The sequence below is a fragment of the Sphingomonas paeninsulae genome (assembly GCF_003660165.1).
GTDB lineage: Bacteria > Pseudomonadota > Alphaproteobacteria > Sphingomonadales > Sphingomonadaceae > Sphingomonas_O > Sphingomonas_O paeninsulae.
The window spans coordinates 1,883,974-1,905,015 of sequence record NZ_CP032829.1; the positions used below are offsets into that span (position 1 = coordinate 1,883,974).

The 21,042-nt window shown below is 58.4% G+C and carries 21 protein-coding genes; 14 read left to right on the top strand and 7 right to left on the bottom strand.

The features are described 5' to 3' along the window. Positions 1–10: 10 nt before the first annotated feature. Positions 11–1,063 carry a glycosyltransferase family 2 protein gene (locus D3Y57_RS14685; protein ID WP_121153763.1) on the top strand — a complete coding sequence of 351 codons (1,053 nt, stop codon included), beginning with the start codon at positions 11–13 and terminating at the stop codon, positions 1,061–1,063. Here the strand turns inward: D3Y57_RS14685 and D3Y57_RS14690 are convergent. Then, a complete protein-coding gene (locus D3Y57_RS14690; protein WP_121153765.1) occupies positions 1,060–2,079 on the bottom strand; it encodes a glycosyltransferase family 2 protein in 1,020 nt (339 codons plus the stop codon). The genes D3Y57_RS14685 and D3Y57_RS14690 overlap by 4 nt on opposite strands. Positions 2,080–2,230: 151 nt before the next feature. Between D3Y57_RS14690 and D3Y57_RS14695 the strand changes: the two genes are divergently transcribed. The 6 genes from D3Y57_RS14695 (at position 2,231) to D3Y57_RS14720 (ending at position 8,214) form a co-directional block, all read left to right on the top strand. Next, the gene (locus tag D3Y57_RS14695; protein WP_162987143.1) at positions 2,231–3,400 is read left to right on the top strand and encodes a glycosyltransferase family 4 protein; all 1,170 of its coding nucleotides are present in this window, start codon (positions 2,231–2,233) and stop codon (positions 3,398–3,400) included. Continuing rightward, positions 3,397–4,356, top strand: coding sequence for a glycosyltransferase family 2 protein (locus tag D3Y57_RS14700; protein WP_121153769.1), 960 nt, complete (start codon positions 3,397–3,399; stop codon positions 4,354–4,356). Before D3Y57_RS14695 ends, D3Y57_RS14700 begins: the two co-directional genes overlap by 4 nt. Before the next feature lie 103 nt (positions 4,357–4,459). Then, on the top strand, positions 4,460–4,729 hold the full coding sequence (locus D3Y57_RS14705) for a spike base protein, RCAP_Rcc01079 family (protein ID WP_121153772.1): 270 nt from the start codon (positions 4,460–4,462) through the stop codon (positions 4,727–4,729). 59 nt (positions 4,730–4,788) lie between these two features. After that, complete coding sequence (locus tag D3Y57_RS14710; RefSeq protein ID WP_162987144.1) at positions 4,789–5,931, top strand: SGNH/GDSL hydrolase family protein; 1,143 nt, start codon at positions 4,789–4,791, stop codon at positions 5,929–5,931. A 78-nt stretch (positions 5,932–6,009) separates the two neighbouring features. Further along, positions 6,010–7,278, top strand: coding sequence for a cell wall hydrolase (locus D3Y57_RS14715; RefSeq protein ID WP_239025866.1), 1,269 nt, complete (start codon positions 6,010–6,012; stop codon positions 7,276–7,278). Positions 7,279–7,554: 276 nt separating this feature from the next. Continuing rightward, a complete protein-coding gene (locus D3Y57_RS14720) occupies positions 7,555–8,214 on the top strand; it encodes a sugar transferase (protein WP_162987145.1) in 660 nt (219 codons plus the stop codon). Here the strand turns inward: D3Y57_RS14720 and D3Y57_RS14725 are convergent. Genes D3Y57_RS14725 through D3Y57_RS14735 form a run of 3 tightly spaced genes read right to left on the bottom strand, consistent with a single transcriptional unit; the run spans position 8,211 to position 10,588 of the window. Then, positions 8,211–8,975, bottom strand: coding sequence for a metallophosphoesterase family protein (locus D3Y57_RS14725; protein ID WP_121153780.1), 765 nt, complete (start codon positions 8,973–8,975; stop codon positions 8,211–8,213). The two genes, D3Y57_RS14720 and D3Y57_RS14725, sit on opposite strands and share 4 nt — an antisense overlap. 59 nt (positions 8,976–9,034) lie before the next feature. Next, on the bottom strand, positions 9,035–9,283 hold the full coding sequence (locus tag D3Y57_RS14730) for a hypothetical protein (RefSeq protein WP_121153782.1): 249 nt from the start codon (positions 9,281–9,283) through the stop codon (positions 9,035–9,037). A gap of 54 nt (positions 9,284–9,337) precedes the next feature. After that, complete coding sequence (locus D3Y57_RS14735; protein WP_121153784.1) at positions 9,338–10,588, bottom strand: acyltransferase family protein; 1,251 nt, start codon at positions 10,586–10,588, stop codon at positions 9,338–9,340. Between the two features lie 195 nt (positions 10,589–10,783). Between D3Y57_RS14735 and D3Y57_RS14740 the strand changes: the two genes are divergently transcribed. Genes D3Y57_RS14740 through D3Y57_RS21185 form a run of 3 tightly spaced genes read left to right on the top strand, consistent with a single transcriptional unit; the run spans position 10,784 to position 13,830 of the window. Next, a complete protein-coding gene (locus D3Y57_RS14740; RefSeq protein WP_121153786.1) occupies positions 10,784–12,988 on the top strand; it encodes a GumC family protein in 2,205 nt (734 codons plus the stop codon). Positions 12,989–13,024: 36 nt separating this feature from the next. After that, positions 13,025–13,426, top strand: coding sequence for a LamG domain-containing protein (locus tag D3Y57_RS21180; RefSeq protein WP_121153788.1), 402 nt, complete (start codon positions 13,025–13,027; stop codon positions 13,424–13,426). Next, positions 13,399–13,830 carry a family 16 glycosylhydrolase gene (locus tag D3Y57_RS21185; RefSeq protein WP_121153790.1) on the top strand — a complete coding sequence of 144 codons (432 nt, stop codon included), beginning with the start codon at positions 13,399–13,401 and terminating at the stop codon, positions 13,828–13,830. The genes D3Y57_RS21180 and D3Y57_RS21185 overlap by 28 nt, the downstream gene beginning before the upstream one ends. A gap of 9 nt (positions 13,831–13,839) precedes the next feature. On the opposite strand, the gene D3Y57_RS14755 is transcribed toward D3Y57_RS21185, so the two are convergent. Further along, the gene (locus D3Y57_RS14755; protein WP_121153792.1) at positions 13,840–15,105 is read right to left on the bottom strand and encodes an outer membrane beta-barrel protein; all 1,266 of its coding nucleotides are present in this window, start codon (positions 15,103–15,105) and stop codon (positions 13,840–13,842) included. Positions 15,106–15,237: 132 nt separating this feature from the next. Continuing rightward, positions 15,238–16,185 (bottom strand): glycosyltransferase family 2 protein, encoded by a 948-nt coding sequence (locus tag D3Y57_RS14760; protein ID WP_162987147.1) that lies wholly within the window; start codon positions 16,183–16,185, stop codon positions 15,238–15,240. A gap of 187 nt (positions 16,186–16,372) precedes the next feature. On the opposite strand from D3Y57_RS14760, the gene D3Y57_RS14765 reads away from it, so the two are divergent. The 3 genes from D3Y57_RS14765 to D3Y57_RS14775 all read left to right on the top strand — a co-directional run bounded on the left by D3Y57_RS14765 (position 16,373) and on the right by D3Y57_RS14775 (position 18,946). Continuing rightward, complete coding sequence (locus D3Y57_RS14765; protein ID WP_121153796.1) at positions 16,373–17,434, top strand: nucleotide-diphospho-sugar transferase; 1,062 nt, start codon at positions 16,373–16,375, stop codon at positions 17,432–17,434. 110 nt (positions 17,435–17,544) lie between these two features. Next, positions 17,545–18,246 (top strand): class I SAM-dependent methyltransferase, encoded by a 702-nt coding sequence (locus tag D3Y57_RS14770; protein ID WP_162987148.1) that lies wholly within the window; start codon positions 17,545–17,547, stop codon positions 18,244–18,246. Positions 18,247–18,355: 109 nt separating this feature from the next. Then, positions 18,356–18,946: a polysaccharide biosynthesis/export family protein gene (locus D3Y57_RS14775; RefSeq protein WP_121153800.1), complete on the top strand. Its 591-nt coding sequence runs from the start codon at positions 18,356–18,358 to the stop codon at positions 18,944–18,946. Positions 18,947–19,055: 109 nt separating this feature from the next. Here the strand turns inward: D3Y57_RS14775 and D3Y57_RS14780 are convergent, their stop codons facing one another. Next, positions 19,056–19,922: a SurA N-terminal domain-containing protein gene (locus D3Y57_RS14780; protein ID WP_121153802.1), complete on the bottom strand. Its 867-nt coding sequence runs from the start codon at positions 19,920–19,922 to the stop codon at positions 19,056–19,058. Positions 19,923–20,153: 231 nt separating this feature from the next. Here D3Y57_RS14780 and D3Y57_RS14785 point away from each other — a divergent pair, with 231 nt between their 5' ends. Beyond that, entirely contained in the window at positions 20,154–21,023 is an 870-nt protein-coding gene (locus tag D3Y57_RS14785; RefSeq protein ID WP_121153804.1) for a hypothetical protein, read from the top strand. Positions 21,024–21,042: the final 19 nt, after the last annotated feature.

Genomic DNA, 21,042 nt, shown 5'->3' on the forward strand with positions numbered 1-21,042 from the left:
AGGTGCAAAATTGACTGATCTTTTTGTTTCGATCGTAATCGTAAATTTCAACTACGCCGCCTTCCTGAATGAGGCGATCGACAGCGCGCTGGGACAAGACTGGCCGCATTGTGAGACGATCGTGGTCGATGACTGTTCGACCGATGCCTCGGCTGAAATCATGCAATCCTACGGCAACCGTATCAAATCGATTTATCGCCCTGAAAATGGCGGCATGTCGGCTGCGGTCAATTCCGGGTTTGCTCAGTCGGCGGGAGCGATCGTCATGTTCCTCGACGCTGATGACTTCCTCTATCTCGATGCGGCGCGTCGTGTCGTTGCAGCATGGTCGGACAACATCGCCCAGGTACAGGCCCGACTCGATCTGGTTGATGTGAGCGGAACTGTCGAAGATGTCTTTCCTCCCTACGAAGTGCAACTGGACAGCGGCGATGTCAGTGCGGCGTTGGCGTTGCGCGGGCGGTATTCCACGACGGTCACGACCGGGCTTGCATTTGCTCGCAGCGCGCTGGAACAGGTGATGCCCATACCCGAGCGCGCGTTCGACCGTTCTGCCGATGGATATCTGGCGACGGTTGCCCCGCTTTATGGGGAGTTGGCCGTGATTGAAAAGCCGATCGGGGCTTATCGTCGGCATGACAGCAACCACAGCGGGTTCGCCGCCAACATGGCAAAGCGGGCGCGGTGGCGAATCGACCATGACGAACAGCGCTATATTGCGCTTCGTCACCATGGTGGGCGTCAGGGCATCGCGATCGGCGCAGAGCCGGGGATGCATGATGCCACTCATCTGGAGCAGCGCATCGCGTCGCTTTGTTTCGACCGGCCACAGCACCCCTATGCCGACGATCGTCGTCCGGCCATTGCTGTCGCAGGAGCGCGAGCGGCTTTTGCTTCGACAATGTCAATGAAGCGCCGGACGACCCATGCGGGAATGTTTCTGGTCGCAGGGTTCACGCCGCTTTTTATCGCCCGGCGCGCCTTGGCGTGGAAGCTGGAACGTTCGAGCCGACCGGCCTTTATCGACTGGCTCGCAGGACGGTTGCGTCGGATGATGGGTTAGTCTGACAGGAGAAATCGCAGACCGTTTTTGCGAGGGGGCGGTGCTGTAGGTGTAGGCCATAGCGCTGCTGCGCGCAATTTGTCGCGCGAGATGGCGAGCATGGTTTTGCCCAACTGAAAGGGGTGATCGGCCTGTTCGGAAAGAGCTTTCAATATCCCCACGTCGTGTTTTCGATCAAGCAATGCCCGGTGACGCTGCTTCCCGATGATCTGGGCGTAATGGCGCTTCAATTGAAAGTTCAGGTCCGCACTGGCTGGCGCAGACGCGATCAGCATTCGATCGGCCTGCTCGAGATTGGTCAGATCGCGAACGGTGTGAACGGCGCTCAGTGAGTCTTCGCGTTCTACGGCAACGTAATAACAGTCCGGCGCAACCGTGAATCGTGCACCGAGCATGAGTGCGCGTGCATACAGCTCGTAATCTTCTGCAAGGCGCAGATTTTCGGAATAGCGGAGGTCGTGCTTATCGAGGAAGGCTCGGCGAAATACCGCTTTCAGGAAGCCCAGTTCGCCCTTGTAGCGGTCGGCATAGGTGATGCAGCCCTCGACAAATGTCGCGGCTGTCAGTTGGCGCGGCGTAATTTTGTGAGTGGCGACTGCGACTGGGTCGATCGCCATGGCGGCGCGCTCATCCACGAAGACGATGTTGTCGGCGATAATGTCCCAGTCGGGTTCCGCAAATAGGGCGGTAAAGCGGCCCGGAAGGAAGAAGTCGTCCGAATCTAGGACCGCGATGAAGGGTGATCGGCTTCTCGCGATTGCCAAATTTCTGGCGGCACTCGGCCCGGAATTTTTTTCCAGCGAGGCGACGGTTAGCCGGTGGGTGCCATCGTCCGCCGTTCGCGCGGCGTTGACGGTGGTGTCTGTCGAGCAATCGTCGATGACGAAAACTTCGGCGACTTCCGGTTCCGCCAGCGCAGATTGGATTGCGCGTCCGATCGTGGCGGCGGCATTGTACGCGGCGATGATGACGCAGACTTTTTGCGGTTCGGTCATGGCTGCGTCGGTTCTTTTCATTACGACAGTCTCTGGTGAGACGGCCTAGCAGCCTGCCGATATGCTTCAAGCGTTGATGGTGGAGCAGGTTTATCAATGTTTGGTGCGCATCGTTGTGGCTTGTTAAGCGGACGACGCTAAAATGCGTGTGCGGTCGAGAAGGCGGGTTTCAGTGAGCGACGAGATTGACGGATTGTCCCTGAACGCTGGCCGAAATGCGTCGATTAAGATTGCCTATTTCGTACACGATGTGAACGACGCTGCCGTTGCCCGGCGAGTGACGATGTTGCGGGCCGCAGGAGCCGCAGTGACGGTTGCCGGGTTTCGCCGGGATGATCGCTTGCCCAAAACGGTCTCTGGCGCGCGGGTCGTCGATCTCGGGCGGACAGCCGATGCCAGGCTTTTACAGCGTGCGATGGTGGTTTTCAGAAATTTGCTGCGGCCGAAGACAATGCTGGAAGGCATGGGTCGACCCGATGTGATTATCGCGCGCAATCTGGAATCGCTGGCGCTGGCGGTCCGGGCGCGTCGTGAGGTGCCGACCGCGCGGCTGGTTTATGAATGCCTCGATATTCATCGGTCGCTTCTGGGAAGTTCGGTCCCCCACCGGATTATACAGCGCATTGAGTCGGCGCTGCTCAAATCGATAGACCTGCTCATCGTTTCTTCGCCTGCCTTTGTTCGCGAGTATTTCTCGAAGAAGCCGGGTTTCGGCGCGCCGATCCTGTTGGTCGAAAACAAGGTGCTGACACTCGAGGCGGAGCCTCATGCCGAGCAAGGTGCTTTGGCGGGGCCGCCGTGGACGATTGGGTGGTTTGGCAATCTGCGGTGTCGCCGGACGTTCGACACGCTGGCCGCTCTGGCTGCCGGGTCGGATGGCCGGGTCAGAATACTCATCGCGGGGCGCTCCAGTCCGGCTGTGTTCGATGATTTTGCGGCGCTGGTCGAGCGGTCTCCGAACTGTACATTTGTAGGTTCGTTCACGCCCGAGGATCTGGGCACGCTTTATGCGCAGTGCCATTTTGCCTGGGCCATCGATTATTTCGAGGAAGGTTTGAATTCGAGCTGGCTTCTCCCGAACCGACTGTACGAGGCAAGCGGTTTCGGAGCTGTGCCGATCGCGTTGAAGTCGGTCGAGACCGGGCGTTGGCTGGCCCGGTATGATGCTGGCTGGCTGATCGATGACACGGTCGGGGTCGAGGGGATGGCGGCGATGTTCGAGAATCTGGACTTGGCAGGATATGCGAAACTTTATCAGGCCGTTGCAGCGATACCGCGTGAGGCACTGATCGCCGATCGTTCGGATTGCGATAAACTGCTCCATGCAGTGGCTGGTCGATGACGCCTGCCGAGGTGCTGATCGTGATCCCGTGTTTGAACGAGGCGGCGGCATTGCCGGGACTGCTCACCCAGCAGCTCGCGCAGACTTTGGGGATGCGGATTGTCGTGGCGGATGGCGGGAGCACCGATGGGAGCCGCGAGATTGTGGAGCAGTTCGCCCGGGATAATTCGCGGGTGGTTTTATTAGACAATCCGGCGCGGATTCAGTCGGCGGGGATAAATTTGGCGGTTCGGCAATTTGGTGCAGACGAGTGCTGGCTGATTCGGCTGGATGCACACTGCACTTACCCTGAGAATTACGTTCGTGATCTGATAGCTGTTGCCGCTGAGCAAAAGGTGACTTCGGTGGTTGTGCCGATGGTCAGCAGGGGTGAAAACTGCTTTCAGGTTGCGGCGGCCACGGCGCAAAATTCTCGTTTGGGAACAGGAGGTTCGCCGCATCGCCATGTCGGGAAAGGGGCGTTCGTGGATCATGGGCATCATGCGCTGATCGACATTGCGATGTTCAACAAAGTCGGCGGATATCGGGAGGACATGTCGCACAACGAGGATGCCGAACTCGATATGCGGATGGCGAAAGCGGGTGCGCGGATCTGGCTCGAACCAAAACTGGCGCTTTATTATTATCCGCGCAGCTCGATCCCCGCGTTGTGGCGGCAATATTGGAATTACGGGAGCGGTCGCGCGCGGACGCTGACGCTCCACAATATGCGCCCGAAACTGCGTCAGACCTTGCCGCTCGCGGTGCCGGTTGCGGGGTTTCTGGCGCTGCTGACCCCGGTCCATCCGGTGTTTGCGGCCCCGCTGCTGATCTGGTTGTTCGCCTGTTTGCTGGGCGGCGTGGTGATCGGCGCGCGTCACGGCGGCGGCTGTGCTCTGGCGGCCGGAATTGCGGCGGCGACGATGCACATGGCGTGGGGACTTGGTTTCCTGCGACGCATCTTATTTCGGCGGTAACAACAAACCCCTGTCCTACAGCGCGCAAAGGAACATATCACGAACACAGTGATTCGGGGCCTTTTCCGAACTGCTCGCCACACGCCGTTTTCAGGGAAAAGCCATGAGCATCGATCAGTTTCAATCCTCGTTCGACAATATCACTGCGGCATCGCGCGCGCCCTTTGCGATCCTGCCGCACGACACCAACGAACTCGCGACCATCCCGAAGGCGATTTATGTGGGGACCGGCGGCAACATCACGCTGCGCGGAGTCGATGGCGCTGCCGATGTCGTGTTGAAGAATGTCGGCAACGGCCAGATACTCGATATTCGGGCGCGCTATGTTCGGGTTACGGGCACGACCGCAGCCGACATCGTGGGTCTGGGTTGATGCGCGGTTTCGGCTTTGGAACCGGCAGGCGCCGACGATCGGGCGGCGAGGTGGTCTCAGTGCCCAATCCCGTCGGCTTTGCCCTCAATGGTTCGACCAATGGGGCGCTGAAAACCATGGTCGCACGCGTGAGAGCGGGCACGGCGCGCGGGCGAATCGTCTGGAAGGGGGACAGCACCACGGTCGGGCAGGGCTGCGGCACGGGAGCGCCCTATTATCTGGCGGGTGCGCGGGCCAACCGGGTGCCAGCGGTGTTGGCCGGCCTGTTGTCGGCGAGCGGCACGCCTGCGCTCGATAATGCAATGGTCGGTGACAATGGCATGAATCAGGCAGGCAAGTTTCCGTTCGTCAGCTACGACACGCGCTTTGCGATCGGCGCACCTGCCGGGAGTTTTGCGGTTTTTCAGTCCTTGCCCGGTGGGTCTTATTATAGTCCCGGCACGGGCGTTTTCAGCTTCACGCCGACGGCGAGCGTCAACATTTTCGAAGTCGTGATCTACAACCTCAGCGCGAATATACTGACTTTCCTGATCGACGGAATCGCGCCGCAATCGATCGTCATCGACAAATTTACTGGCTCTCCCAGTGCGACGACGGTGGGCAATACCGTTGTCGCTGCGGGCGGGACCGGGTTCAGCCGCGCGATAATCACTGCATCGACCACAGGCGTGCATACGCTTTCATGCACATCGAGCGCGTCCAGCGGCGCTGGTATCCGGTCGATCCTCGGCTTTGCATCGGGGGTCAGGGCGATCGATATGCTCGTCCATACTTCGCTGGGCGCGTCGGCAGCGCAGCAGGCGGACATCAGTTCCGAAGGATGGACCAACAACGGGGCGCTGGCGTTCGATGCTCCCGATCTGACCATCGTAAATTGCGGGCTGAACGATATGGCGGGGGGCGTATCGACTGCCGCCTATGCGGGATCGTTGCAGACGATCATCAATACGGCAAAGCTTTCGGGCGATGTGCTTCTGGTTTTTCCGCACCGTTGCATTGCTCCGCTGAACAATAATGTCGCGAATTATCTGGTTACGGCGGCGGTATTGGCGGCCTCGAACACCTGCGCCTTTATGAGCCTCGATCAATATTTCGGAGGCGTCGTCGACTCACGGCTTGTCGATGGCGCGCATGGCAGCGCGGCCTTTTATGGGGAGGTCGGGGACGTGCTGAAACGCTGCATTTCTGCGATGGTTGCATGACAAAGTGACCCAAATTGAGGCTCTGTTTACCATAGTCCCACCGTGACGTGAGAGCGAATTTCGACTAACAAGCCGACCATGCCAAGCACAAATCAACTTACCCGGACAGCCGGTTTTCCAGTCATGAGCTGGCGGCCACGCTGGGCTGCGGTGCAGGCCGCTTTACCGTTCGTGCTCGCGATGATCCTCGCAGTCGGGATCGTCATTTCCGCATGGGTATTGTCGTCGCAGCATCGCAGCGTCCCTGTGAAATCGGCAGTCAAAACTGCGTTGCTGACCCCCCCGGTGGTCGAGGAACAGCGGCTGATCCAAATTCCCCCGGAGGCAGCGCGGGATTTCAACGCCAAACAGCCGATCGTCGCGGCCCCGGTCATCCCTGCCAGCGCTTATCGGTTCGTCGGCAAGCCCGATGCGCGCGAGCGTGCAATCGACTGTCTGGCAGCGGCCGCATGGTATGAAGCTGGCGACGACGCGAGCAATCAGCGTGCGGTGATACAGGTTATCCTGAATCGGGCGCGCCATCCCGCCTTTCCATCGACGGTGTGCGGCGTGGTTTTCCAGGGTTCGGAGCGTTCCACGGGGTGCCAGTTTACGTTCACATGCGACGGCGCGCTGGCGCGGACGCCCTCTGCGGCAAGCTGGGCGCGTGCGCGCAGTGCCGGTACTGCGGCGATTGATGGCACGGTCGATGCCGACGTCGGTTATGCCACCCATTATCATGCCAATTACGTTGTCCCCTATTGGCAAAGTTCGCTCGACAAGGTGGCTGTTGTCGGGCCGCATCTTTTCTATCGATGGAAAGGATTTTGGGGCACCAAGGGAGCGTTCACCCGCAAGGCCGGTGTAGAGGAGCCGTTTCTTCCAGCATTGGCCCGTCTGTCGCCAGCACATGCGCTGGCAAATCCCGATCTTGCCGCAATGGCCGTTCCGGGTGTCGTGCCCACATCGAGCGTCGTCACGCCTCCGCCTGCGCTGGTGATCGAAGGAGTCCGCGAGAAGTCATTGCGCGGGGCCGTCGTGCGTGGGCAGGGTGTCGGGCAGGGTGCCGACGCGAACCGATATTTCCTGCAACTGGATGCGGCTACGTTTCCGGGGAATTATGCTACCGCTGCGGTTGCGCTTTGCAAGAACAAGCCGAACTGCGCCGTGCTGGGCTGGAGAGAAGCGACGAAGATGGCGCACAATGTGCCGCTGACCGACGACGAGCGGCAGTCGCTGACTTTTTACTTCACACAGCATGAGGGCAAGGGCGATCGTGCCCTTTGGAATTGCGATCAGATCAATCGGCCGAACAAGACGCAATGCCTTTCCGCGGCAAGTACGCTGGCGATTCCCGGAACGGATTGAGACGTTTTGTCGTGCCGCGTCGCGTCATAGGACGGTGTGGGCCCGTCTCGCTTTTCGTAAATGAGACGAATGCGCGTCAAAACGAGACAAAGAGTGTTAACTTACTGAATTTATAGAGGGTGCGCGGGTTGTTCGAATCGCCGCATGGTGAGATAGAGTTTTGCGCTGCAACATCATGTGCACCGACTCACACCGACGTCTGGGGGGAGATCTGCGATGTTTAACACGTTCGGCTCACCACCATCTGATGTACGCCTTTTTGTGGGATACGGACCGATGCCCGCCCAGAACACCCGGCTATCGCAAAAATCGGTTGGTGATCGTGCTGATACGGGTGTTGCGAACCGCCTTCTCGACATCTCCATCGCTCTGGCGGCGCTTCTCTTTTTCGCACCCTTGATGATTTTGGTCGCTCTTGCGATCATGATCTCGGGTGGACCCGTACTGTTCCGGCAGATGCGACTGGGACAGGGTGGCGAGTTATTCACCTGTCTGAAGTTTCGAACGATGTACGTCGATGCCGAACAGCTCCTTGCCGATGTGCTCGCCAATGATCCTGTCGCGCGTGATGGCTGGGAACGCGAACATAAATTGCGGAGCGATCCACGGGTAAGTTTCGTAGGCCGTTTCTTGCGCAAGACGAGCCTCGACGAACTGCCACAGTTGTTCAACGTGCTTGCCGGAAGCATGAGCATCGTCGGACCCCGTCCGATCGTCGCCGCCGAAGCACGGCGCTATGGCCGCTATATCCAGACCTATTGCGAAGTGCGTCCCGGCATTACCGGGCTGTGGCAGATCAGTGGGCGTAACGAGACGAGCTATCGTCGGCGCGTGGCCTGCGATGTCGCCTATGTGCGGACCAAGTCGGCGGTGAAAGATTTGCTGATTATCGTGAAAACAATCCCTGCCGTGTGCATGGCACGGGGCGCTTACTAAGCTTTCGCCTGAGCGCTCGTATCGACGATCCAGCATTGATCGCCCTGAAGCGCTACCGCTGATAACAGACCGGTTCGATAGGCACCCGTGTCCACGCCGATACGGTTTCTCCCAAAGAAGATACCATTTTCGTATATGGTGTGGCCGTGCACGATTATCGCGCCATGATCGTCCGAATTGTTGGTGAAGTCGTCGCGAACCCAGAGGCGATCTTCGTCGCATTGGTCCTGAAGCAGAACCCCCGGCCTGATTCCGGCGTGGACGAAGTAATATTGGCCGAACTGGATGTACGTGGGTAATCTACGAAGCCAGACGATTACCCGTCGGGGAATGACGCGGCGTGCGAGTTTTATCATTGCCCGGCTATCATCGGTTTCGACTTTGGTGAGATCTGCGTGAAAACTTTTGAGCGTGGCGAGGCCGCCGTGTTCGAGCCAGAGATCCATCGCCAAATGATTGCCCCCAAGGGCATCGAGCATCGTCGTTTCATGGTTCCCCCGCAGGACGATGACGTGCGGGTCGGTTTTGAGCTGGATTAGCAGTTCGATGATCTTTGCCGAGGCGGGACCACGATCGATAAAATCGCCGAGGATGATAATGCGCGTGGAAATGTCCGGTCTGGCAGAAACGTCGGCACCGATGCGGTGGATCAGGTCATCGAGCAGATCGAGACGGCCGTGAATGTCACCGACCGCGTAAATGCGCAGTTCGCGACCATCGGCCGTGCTGAATGTTGCTGAAGGGCGCGCGCCGGACTCCATTGCCCCTCTTTAAGGCATTGTCCCGATACTGTCCTCTTTTTAGGCCCGTTTTAGGTTATTCAGACCGAACGGACGGTCATGTACACCGCGAGGCCGATCAGCCCCCAGCATGCCACGGCGGCATAAAAGATAAACGCCATCCGGGCCGGACGTGACCATTGCTTTTGCTCAACCTGGCGACCCGCTGTAATCCGACGGGCGAGCTCGACATGCATCGGGTGCAATGCGTCCGAAATATCGTGCGACAGGGCGTCCGAAGGAGCGCCGAAACTTTCACGATATGGACTGGGTTTACGCTGAGCTGCCATGTCCGTGATCTTGGGCCGAAATTGTAAAACATTCGTTAAAATCGAGGCGGGAAATCAAACTCCGCCCGCGTCTTTTTGCATTGCCAGATAAAGCATCGCCATTACTCCGGTGACGATGATCAGGAACAGGCTGAGGCCGACGATTCCGGCAAAGTTTTTGCGCATCTGCGTGGCGAACGACCTGCGTAATTTCCTGACGTCCTGTCGCGTATCGGCGGCCAGTGCGGCACCCTGTTTCTTTTGATGCGGCATCAAAAGGGGGTTTTCCAGAAACCGTGACGATACCGCTGCAATTGCGATCGTAACCGGCAGGCTTATCAGGAGATTGGTCAGTCCCAGCTGATCACGAGGGCCGACCGCGACCGCAAGCTGCTGGACCGGGAAGCTGTAAAGGTAAAGTCCGGGCAAGAGCGGGCGCAGGCGGTCGGATATTGCCTGATACGGTAGCGGGCGGAGACACAAATAGATCGAGAGATAAGCCACTGGCAGGGCGGAGAGGCAGTAGAACAGCGGCTTTGCGAGCCAGCCAGCATTGCCCCCCAGTGCGATCGCCGCAAGCAACAGCGCAGCTCCGGTTGCAAGGCGGCGGCCACGGGGAACGCGATTGCGAAACCGGTAGGTGAGGACGCCGGCCAGCCCACTGAGAAGAGTGCCCGGTGCCTGACCGCCGAGGACATAATTGGAAAAGCCGATAAGTGTCGAAGGCTGATGATCGGTTAGCTGGAGCGTAAGACAGGTCGCGAGGATCACAAAGGCCAGCCCAAACGGCAGCAAGAGCGTCATGCGCCGATCCTGTTTCATGACCGCTGCGGTCAGCAACAGGACGAGATATACCGGCACCGTCCAGACGATCGCGTTGACGATCGATGGCAGTGAGTTGAAATCGAACACGCCGGGCAAAGAGAATTGTGGAATGCCGACCAGGTTGAGGAGGTATATCCAGAGGTCGGAATCCGACATGTAACTCCTGAGCGAACTGCTTGTCGTCAGCGGGCCTATTATGAAAGCGGCGGCCAGAATGACAAATATATAGGCGGGCACCGTCCGGCGCAGGCGGGCCGAGACGAATGCCGAAAGACCGTGACGCTCGCGGCTTTGGGCGATTGAGAACCCCAGCAGCGCAAAGAGCGCGTCGCAGAAGAAAGACGGCAAAACCCAGAAAGGCCGGGTCGTCAGAAGCGCCACGCTATCGCTAACCTCGAAGCTATGGCACGCGATCAGCCCGAGGACCACAAGGACGCGACATTGGATCAGGCCGGGCATGCGGCCCTGCCGCCGCTCGATCGTCGCTCCTACCGAATGCACATTATTGCTCCTGCGCTACGGCACACGCTCCGATAAGCGAACTGGCCAATAATGCAATTCATCGGTCAGTGTGAAGATTTACCAGACAGTTTACCATATTTTGGCGTTCTTTTTGCAGGCCAAGTCCAGTATCATGCGCTAAGCAATCAGTAATCGCTGGCGCACAACGGCTGGCCCGACGATGGGATACGAAATTTGACGCTAATACCTGCGGAACCACATCCCGACGTCGCTGAACCTCAAGCCACCCTTGAAACAGCCGAATCCGCGGTCGGCAACAGCTCCCTCCTTCCCGATCCCCGATCGCTGCTGATTATATTCTGGCGGCGAATCTGGACGTTCGTGATCGTGTTCGCATTCATTATGGGGGCGGCGATTGCCTATGCGACGTTTGCACCAAAGCTTTACACATCGACTGCGTCGGTCCTGATCGAGCCGCGCAAAGCCGATATCGTGATGCCAAAGGAAGTGGCGCAGCCCGATCAGGCGGCACCTGCCGATTTCATCGACACCCAGATACTGGTTCTTGATTCTGCGCAGCTTTCGGAAAAGGTCGTGGCGGCGCTTGGCCTGACCGAGGATGCGCAATTCGGCGGAGGAGCATCGGACCAGGTCGAGGCACCGTCCCCTGCGCAAATCCGTATGCGTCTGGCGACTTCGGCACAACGATTGCAGTCGGCCGTCAATATTCGTCGTGCAGGTCAGACTTCGCTGATCGAGATTGCCGTTTCGACCCGTTCACCGGCCCAATCGGCGCGGATCGCCAATGAATATGTAAATCAGTATTTGTTGAGCATTTCCACCGCGAAACAAGCGGAGGATCAGCAGGAGAATGCGCAGATCGACAGCCGTCTGGGCCAATTGCGGGGCGAAGCCGAGACTGCCGATCGCAATCTTCAGATGTACAAGATCGCCAACGGACTGATGAGTTCCGAAGGCGCGACGATGGCTGAGCAGGAGGCATCGACGCTCAATCAACAGGTTGCGGCCTCCCGCGCTGCGCTTGCGGAGCGGCAGGGTCGCCTTGCGGCGGCGCGGCGACAGTTGACCAAGGGCGGCGGCGGCGGCGATGTCGCATCGGCGCTGAGTTCCGGAACGATCGGCGCGCTGCGTCAGCAGGAGGCTGACAGTAGCCGGACGCTCGCACAATTGCATTCGCGTTATGGCCCACGCCACCCGGCGATCGCACAGGAGGAGCAGCGACTGGCCGACGTCCAGCGTCAGATCCAGCTCGAAATCGACCGCATTCTTTCGAGCCTCGAAGCAGAGGTGAACGTAGCTTCGTCAGGCCTGTCATCGCTATTGTCGAGCCAGAGCCAGTCCCGCTCGAAGCTTGCCGGAAACGCGTCGGCACAGGTCGGCTATATGGAGTTGGAGCGTAAGGCGATTGCTGCGCGGACGATTTATGAAGCGTTCCTCAACAAGTCACGCGGCACGGCAGCGCGCGACGGTATCGAGCGGCCGCTGGCATCGCTGTCTTCGCCCGCTGTGGCTGCAACCGCACCATCTTCGCCCAATGTCCGGCTGGCTTACCTTGTAGGGCTGATGTCGGCGCTGACTGCAGCGCTGCTTGCGGTAGCGCTTGCGGAGTTTCTCGATGGCGGCATTCGGACGAAGCTGGATGTCGAACGGCGATTGGGCGCGCGATATCTGGGCGCTGTGCCAGATGTCGAGTCCACGCTGGATGGGCTGCGCAGTACCGAAGAACCGCATGATTACATCGTCTCGCATCCACTCTCTACCTTTGCCGAGGCTCTTCGAAGTCTGCGAGCTTCGGTAACATTGCGCGGTAATCGCCGACCGAAAGTGATTGCGGTGACGTCGGCGTTGCCGCGCGAAGGCAAGACCACGACGGCGGTTAGCCTTGCACGGACGCTCGCCATGTCGGGCGCCTCAACGGTGTTGGTCGACTGCGACATCCGCCGCCATTCCGCGAGCGATATTCTGCTCGAGGGGCGTGAGGGGCATCTGTTGGATGTTCTCGCAGGAACCGCATCGCTCGAGAGCTCGTTGTTGACTGACAGCGCAACCGATCTCAAGATTCTGGGCACGCACAGATCCCCCGAGGATGGTCGTGACCTGCTGGCACCCAGCCTCGTCGGCCCTTTGCTCGCTGCTCTGCGCACTCAGTTTGAATATGTGGTAATCGACACAGCACCAGTGCTGGGGATTGCCGATGCACGATCGGTCGCGAGTCAGGCGGACGCAGTAATCCTGTTGGCGAGATGGCGGCGCACGTCGTTGCGTGCGGCCGATACTGCCCTCGACCTGTTGATGGGAACGCAGGCCAAGGTCGTTGGAGTTGCGCTGACAATGGTCGACATCCGCAAGTTTGGAAGTACCGGACAGGAAGATGTTTACGGTTACCACAAGAAGTTCAAAGGCTATTACGTCAACTGATCGAGCACAGACTGATCGAACATCGGGAGATCGGACATGAAGCGGAGTTTCATTCGGGTTGCGGCCTGTCTCTGCACGTTTTTGACAACCAGTTCGATCATGGCAGCACCCGAGACGCATGGACGGCAAGTGGCAGCGCAAACGGGCGGCTCGTTCTTCGACCCATTCGATCGTCTCGACACCGGACGCTGGTATATTTCGGACGGCTGGACGAACGGCGATCATCAGGGTTGCACCTGGTCACGCAACAATGTGTCGGTGTCCAAGGGCATCCTGCAACTGGTACTTGGTAAGGCCACGGATCGTTTGCGGCCTTATCGCTGTGCTGAAATCAAGACCAACGCCAGCCTGGGTTATGGCGTCTATGAAGCGCGCATTCGGACGGCTGGGGGTCTGGCCTCAATTCGGCAATGTTTACCTATTCGGGCCAGCCGCTGACGTCGGTGCATGATGAGATCGACTTCGAGTTTCTGGGCAAGGCCACCAGTTCGGTGCAACTTAACTATTATGTTGGTGGACGCGGGGGCCGTGAATCGGTTCCCGCGCTGGGATATGACGCGACGACCGGCTTTCATAACTATGTGTTCGATTGGTCTGCACGCGGAATAAAATGGTATATCGACGGGCGTCTGGTCCGCGAATCCAACGGGCCGGACCTTCCCGTCACGCCCGGCCAATTCTTTCTTTCCCTGTGGAACGGAACGAAGAACGTCGATGGCTGGCTGGGGGCGTTCGACCCATCGAAAACCCCCGTGGCAATGGATATCGACTGGATCGGGTTCACCCGTGAGGGCGAACGCTGTCTATTTCCGCAATCGATAACCTGCACCGCACAGAAGTAACGCCGCCGTTTAGAGGGCGAAGCGCACCGCGATGCTGCCGGTAAACGCATTATAGCGAAGGTAAGTGCTGTCCGATGTGCGGGCCGCGTAGCCGACATTTCCGCTAACGGAGAAATGCCGGTTGATAAGATAGCGTGCGCCGGCACCGACCGAATATTGGTTCCCGCCTATGCCGATACCATTGGGCGTGAAGTGCCCATAGTCAGCGTTCCCCGAGATTATGATGTAGCGATATAGTTCATGATCGACCGAAATGCTGAAGTCGCTGAGCGTGTTGCCGGCAAAGTCAGGTGAGCTCGAATCTTCGACTGAACGGCTTGCGCGTACGCGGATGGATGTCAGCGGTGTGACGTTCCATAGCACGTCGGCATTGTAGGAAAGGCCACCCACGTTATTCAGAAGCGGATCGTGATATTTGCGGCTGAGATAGCCGACCTGCACGTTGCCGAAGACAAGGCGGGTCAGTTCGAGAGTGATACCACCCTGTAGAGTCAGCCCCGTAGAGTCGCGGTTGATGTCTCCGGGCAGAAAGCTCGGTTTGCCCGGACGAACGTTGTAGAGATCGTCATCATAGCGAGCGGTAAAGATCAGGCCAAGGCCGTTGCGCAGGTCGTATTGCGCACTGCCGCCGACGCTGATTACGCGATCGTCGCGAAAGTTCTGATCGACGACGAGTCCGCCAGCAAGCTCTGCGTCGTGATAGTTGTGATACTCCACCGAAGTATTCGCGTTGAGTGACAGCTCGTTGAAACTGCGGGAAGCGCCAATGCCAGCGTGATAAACTTCGTAACGAACCGGCTCCACCGAGCCCTGGAAACTTCCAAGGCTGGAGCGGCTCTCAACAAATCTACCGGCGGACACATCGGCACGTACTTGAGTCTCACGCGAGATGTCATACGCTCCGGCCAGCGACGCGCCATATTGGGTCGCGTTTTCGCTTGTGAGGTTGGCGTGAACGTCCTGTGTCACATACACCCGGCCCTGAAGCTGGTTTCGCGACCAGTTGCTGCGCACGACGACTTCGGGTGTCACAGACAGATAGACATCGCTGCGCTGATCGGTGTCGGTTGCGAGATAATTGTTCGTGGCAGAGGCGGTTGCGGTTACCGCAGGAAGGAGCGTGAACGACCCCAGCGGTGTTCCGAGCGGGTCGTAGTCGGGCCGCGCGCGATCGGCGACGCCCTGACCTGAAATTACCGTTTGTGCGGCGGCGGGCGTTGCCATGATCAGCGTGGTTACCGACGCGCTCAAGGCCAAAAACGACAGAATTTTCAAAGACGGAACCCCCACACCTGCGGTTTTTAGTGTCACAAATCACGACCTTCGACAAGGCTCAATCGCGGGGCTGGCGCGACAGCGATTACCAAATTCGGACATGTTTCCAAGGGCGACGGGGACAGATCGCCCCTAGCTTTGGAACAGGCCAAGTTTGCGCAAGCCGTTGCGGCAGGCCCGCGCGGCGTTGACGATTAATTGCGCCGGACGATAGCCAATCGACCGATAAAGCCGGTTCTGGCCGCCGCTCGGAATCGCGAATCCCGGATTGATCGTGTGCAACCACGCTATAACGTCGCTTCCCTCGCGGATGTTATGGGCACCGATCCGCAGCGCGAGCGCCCAGATATTGTTCGACATTGCCGCTTTACGACGTGGCGTCGCCAGCTTGTGATGATCGAGCAACCGCAGGATTTTGCGATACATCTGGAGTTCCTGCCAGTTCGTCACCACCGCCGTGGAGCCGGGCTGAAACTGGATACGCTGTTTGCCATGATGCCGGTGCATGAGGGTCGGTTGTTCCCAGGCCAGCACAGTCGGCATCTTCAATGCGCATTCCAGAATGAACATTCTGTCGTCGCGAAACGCAAATTCGGGCCGATGAGAGACATCCTGCAAGAATTCGCGGCGGAAAAGATAGGCCGAATAGTGCGAACTGTCGCATTCGCCGAGTTGCTGGGCGAGGAAGTCGCCGCAGTCTTCCCAGGAGTGCAGCACCTGAGTGCCGGAATCGAGGTAGCAGGCCTGATAGCCCGCCACGCAAATATCGGGTCCATGGTTAAGCGCGAACGCGAGCTGTGCCGAGACCGCATCGCCGATCAGGAGATCGTCTGAATCGAGGAATTTTACATATGTTCCCGAAGCAGCGGCGATCCCGGCGTTGACGGCGGCGGCCTTTCCCCAGTTCTCCTGGCGGATCGCGGTAATTCCCGGTTGAGTCGACAGCCATTTCCATGTCGCATCGGTGCTGCCGTCATCGACCACAATAATTTCGATACGATCGCTGCGCGGGCAGGATGCTATCGCTTCGGGCAGACTCCAAAGCCGGTTGAACGTCGGAATGATTATCGAAAGGTCCACGCGTCGAATCCTCGTCTCGATGCCATCCACGCAACGCCATTATCGTCATTGCCGACCGCTCCCCGCCCGTCAACGAACGCTGAAATCCGAAATTATGGTTACCCAAAACAGCGCCGATTTGGGACAGTGATACCGTGACGCCTGCGGTGTGCTTGCGCCCCGTTCACGCGAGCGGCAGTGCTGGCGCATGGGCAATGATTCGGCTTCGATGCTGTCGGGCATTACGGTGTGCATCGCCGAGGATCGCGCGAGTTGCGAGCCGGCGTTGCGTATTCTCGTCGCCAGCCTGACCCGTCGTTCTCCCGGTATCCGTGCGTTGCTGTTTTGCCCGAATGCCACGCCGTCTTTTGCAAAATGGATTTCCGACTTTCCGCATTGTAGCCTGAACCCCTGCGCGCTCGATGGTGTATGGACGAAATACGATATCAAGCCGCTGGCGTTGCTGACCGCGTTGCGGACCGGTGCGGACGATGTTCTCTGGATTGACTCGGACGTGCTCATTGCCCGCGATTTCCGCCCCGTATTTGCCGAGCTTTCGGTCGAAACGCTCGCCGTGACGGAAGAGGCGCTGAGTGGGGGACGTGCCGATCCCGACGGTATGCGCGCCCGCATGTGGGGGATGCCGGTTGGTCGCTCCCTTCCGTTCACGGCCAACACCGGCGTTATTCGCGTGACGACTGCCCACATCGAACTGCTGGAGGCGTGGCATGACCTTTTGCAAAGCCCGGAATATCGGGCGGCGCAGGCGGCACCCTGGTATGAGCGCGAGAGCCATCTGGCCGGGGATCAGGAAGTTCTGACGGCGCTGCTTTCGAGTAGCCGGTTTTCAGATATTCCGATCAGGTTCCTGCGGCGCGGGCCTGACATCGTCCAGTTTTTCGGCACGTCGGGTTATACCGTTGCCGAACGGATCGGTCATCTTCGCACCGGGCTGCCGTATTTCATACACTCGCAGGGTTTTCGACCATGGTGGCCGAGCGACGAGCCTGTGGTGGGATGGTCGGCGCGGTTCCGGGCGCTTTATAACGATATGTCGCCCTATACGACGCTTGCGCGGGGCTATGCCAGTTCGCTGGATTGTGACCGCTGGTTGTCGTCTCAATCGAAACACGGTCGCGCGCTTGCTGCGTTGACGCCCGATAATGCGCCGCTGACCGGGCTGCCTCTGGCGCTGATCTCCGATACGGTGCGGATCGCCAAAACCGTTTCGGGCCGTTGGAAAAACCGGCTCGGCGCGAGACAACCCTAGCGTTGCGCTTGTCATGCGACCTGCTGCCCGTTTTGGGTCAATGATATTCATTAGGATTCTGCTGTTATCGACATGCCGGGATGGGGCCGTTTTTTAGTGGGAACTGGGCAATGATTATCGAAGAGTCACGTCTCGCTGCAGCGAAACAGTCAGGTGGGATTTCGAGTTCGGCAATTTACAATGCCGTTATCGCGGCTGCGGTCGATGCCAATCCCGCGCCGGCGACTATTCTCGATTTCGGAACGGGTAGTGGCCAGTTGCTGCCGGTCCTTGCCGATCATTTTCCGGGGGCGAAACTTCACGCGGCCGATATCATGGAACGACCCGCCGACTTGCCGGAATATGTAACCTGGCACCGCGGCGATCTTAACCACGAAGCGCCGATCGCCGCGGCCAGTTTCGAGATGGTGTTTGCTGTCGAAGTCATCGAGCATCTCGAAAATCCGCGCCACATGATCAGGGAAATCGCGCGATTGCTGACGCCAGGCGGCGTCGCAATCATGTCGACACCCAACACGGGCAGTATCCGTTCGATCGTCACATTTGCGGCGCGGGGCCATCACGCGCAATTCGACGACAGCAATTACCCCGCGCACATCACACCGATGGGAGAGGTGGATTTTGCCCGGATCGGAAACGAAGCGGGCCTTAAATGCGAGCGGTTCTTCTACACCGCCACGGGAATGGTACCGAAGCTGCTTTCGCTGCGCTGGCAGGATTTGCCGCTGGTCGGAAAATCACTGCGCGGGCGAAGGTTTAGCGATAATTTCGGTGTGTTGTTTCGCAAGCCGATCGACGCCCGGCTAATTTAGCGCGGGTTCATCATTGGTCATTATACTAGTCCTTGCCGCCGCCGTTGGTGAAAGCTAACGGACGGACAGCAGGTTTTACGCCTAATAAGTTTTCGGAGGTCGAAAGAACATGTCAAGATCGTTAGTCACATCGATCATGATGTTGTCACTGTTGATCCCGTCAGCATGCGCAGCATCAGCGTCGTCGCCCCAAGTTGCTTCGCCCTCATCCGCTACAGCGGCTGTCGCGACCGACAACGAATACACGCTGGCACCGGGCGACAAGGTTCGCGTCATCGTGTTCGGCGAGGAAACGCTGACCGGTGAATATGTCATCACCAGCGGCGGCAACTTGAGCTTCCCGCTGGTCGGTAACATGAAAGTGACCGACAAGACGGTCGAGCAGGTTCAGGTCGCGCTCGCCGCCGCTCTGGCCGACGGCTATGTCAACAACCCGCGCGTGAACATCCAGGTCATATCATTCCGCCCATTCTATATCCTTGGCGAAGTGAACCGTCCGGGCGAATATCCGGTATCGACCGGATTGACGTTGCAACAGGCTGTGGCGTCGGCGGGCGGATACACATACCGCGCAAACCTGAAGCGGGCTTATCTGAAGCGGGCCAATGATACGGAGGAAAAGCTGCTTATCGTGAAGTCGAGCGGCCCCGTCATCATTCGTGCAGGCGACACCATCCGTATCGGCGAACGACACTTTTAAGAGCGGCCGGAGGGCCTACCGGCCAATCGCCGTGCGTGACGATAATGCGCTGACTTTTATTTCGGAAACTTCAGCCGGTTACGGTGCCACCGTAACCGGCTGACGAACTCTATTTGCCGGCGACGGGTTTGTAGGCGGCGTCATAATCGATTTTTGCCGACTTACGCAGATTGGCAATCGCATCGGTAACCGTCTTGTTCATACGCTGGCGATTTAGCGCTTCGGTTGCAGGCGCAGTCCAGGTGTCGGCAGGTGTAACGGCAGCCGTTCGACCGGTAATCGCGCTGATATAGGTGATGCCGCCAGTCGACAGATCAAACAGAGCGCCGTTAGCCAGTTTCGTCATCTGCACCGCAACAGACGGGTCCACAGTTCCCGTATCCAGTATCGCGTTACCGCGCTTTGCCGGTGTCCCGTCGGCCTTTAATTTTGTCTCCACAGCCGAGATCGATCCGAGCGCGGCCAGTGCCTTTATCTGCTTCGGATCGGGGGGAGTCGGGAATCCGACCTGATCCAGCGTTAACTTCTCACGACCGGCAAAGAGCGTCGGGTTGTCAGCGATGAACTTCTGCACGTCCGCTGGCGTGGGAGTAGTTGGCGTACCAGCCAGTTTGCGCAATGCCAGAGTCGCCAGTAACGACTGTTCAAGCTGGCGACGGCGAGCCACATAATCGGGGCCGCGATCAAGCCCCTGTTTGCGGGCATAATCGGCCAGCAAATTACGCTGAATGACGCGATCGAGCATTGCGGGCGCAATTTTCTGAAAATCCGTGCCCGCCGGAGCACCATTCGCTTCGGCTTCAGCGCGAAGTTCCTGTTGTGTGATTTCTTCGGAATTCACAACGGCAACGACTTGCCCGCCAGTTTTTTTCTCACAGCCGGCCAGTGTGGCAAGGGCAATCAGCGAAATGCCTGCCATCCACAGTACTCTGCGGCCAACGGTGTCGTTTGACTTATCTTTAGGGGTCTTGAGCATTATGCCTCCTCCTGTCAGGTCGTCTGCGTCGAATATGGCGCGCCTTTATCAGTGCCTTGCGATGAAACGAACCCCTGCGAAATACAAGAGAGTTCCCTTTCCGGGAATCCGGCCCTTTTCGGGATTTCAAGGCGATAGGGGCCGTGGATGCTTGACAAATTTCCGAGTGAACCTCACCAAAAAGTTTAGCCGTTTCGCCGGGAAAGAAAACGGGGACCGGGGTTGGAGAATATGATGATGAACCGCAGCCGGCAACGCAGAGGTGAGCTTGCCAAATTTACCGTGTTTTCCATCTGGATCGCGGTGGTTTCGATCGTGCTTCTCTGGGAGGCTTCGCACTATACTGGTGTGATGGCTGTGTTTAGCGAATGGCAATATAATGCCATCGGTCGACACTATCCGACGTTCAATTACGTACTGCTTGTCTTTTTGTGCGGCTTGCCGGGCTTTCTGCTTTTCTTTCGTCCCCGGAAAAGATCATCAGTCTCGCGTGACGGCTTTGTCACGGTGCGGTCGGCAAAAATCTTTATGCGCGCAATTTTCGGTGTTGCTGTCGGCCTGGCAATCGCATGTCTGGTTGTGCTGGTGGCGAGTTTGTTTTTGCCAAACGGATCGGGTCCCGTTCAGCAAATTGCGCTCAGCCAGTCGCTTGGCGCGCTCCCGCATGAGGGGCAGACAGTCCTATCCGGACAGATAATATATGAGCGCACCGCTGGGTTTGACGAAGATCTGATCGTGACCCGCCGCAATTCGCGATATGCGCCGATCGTGCCGCCGGGTGACCAGGCGAAAGATCTTCAGTTTTTCGTGCAATTGCCCCCGGTCAACGACGCTGATCGTTCCGGCATGGCTTCTATGACGGGCATTCTGAAGCAAAACGGCTTGCCGGGCGCTCTGGTCCGACTGTTTCGCTACGCCGGTTATCGTGTCGAAAACCCCCACTTCGTCCTCTTCGCTGACGCAGCGACGATGCGCTGGCCGTATCTGCTGACGGCGTTTCAGCTTGGTTTCGGCGCGTTGCTGGCCGCAGTGGTGGGACTTTTGCAGCGGCGTCGGGTTTCGCGCCTCCGCGTGGCGCGAAAGTCGTTTCAGACCAGTTAATGAATTTACGGCCGCGTTA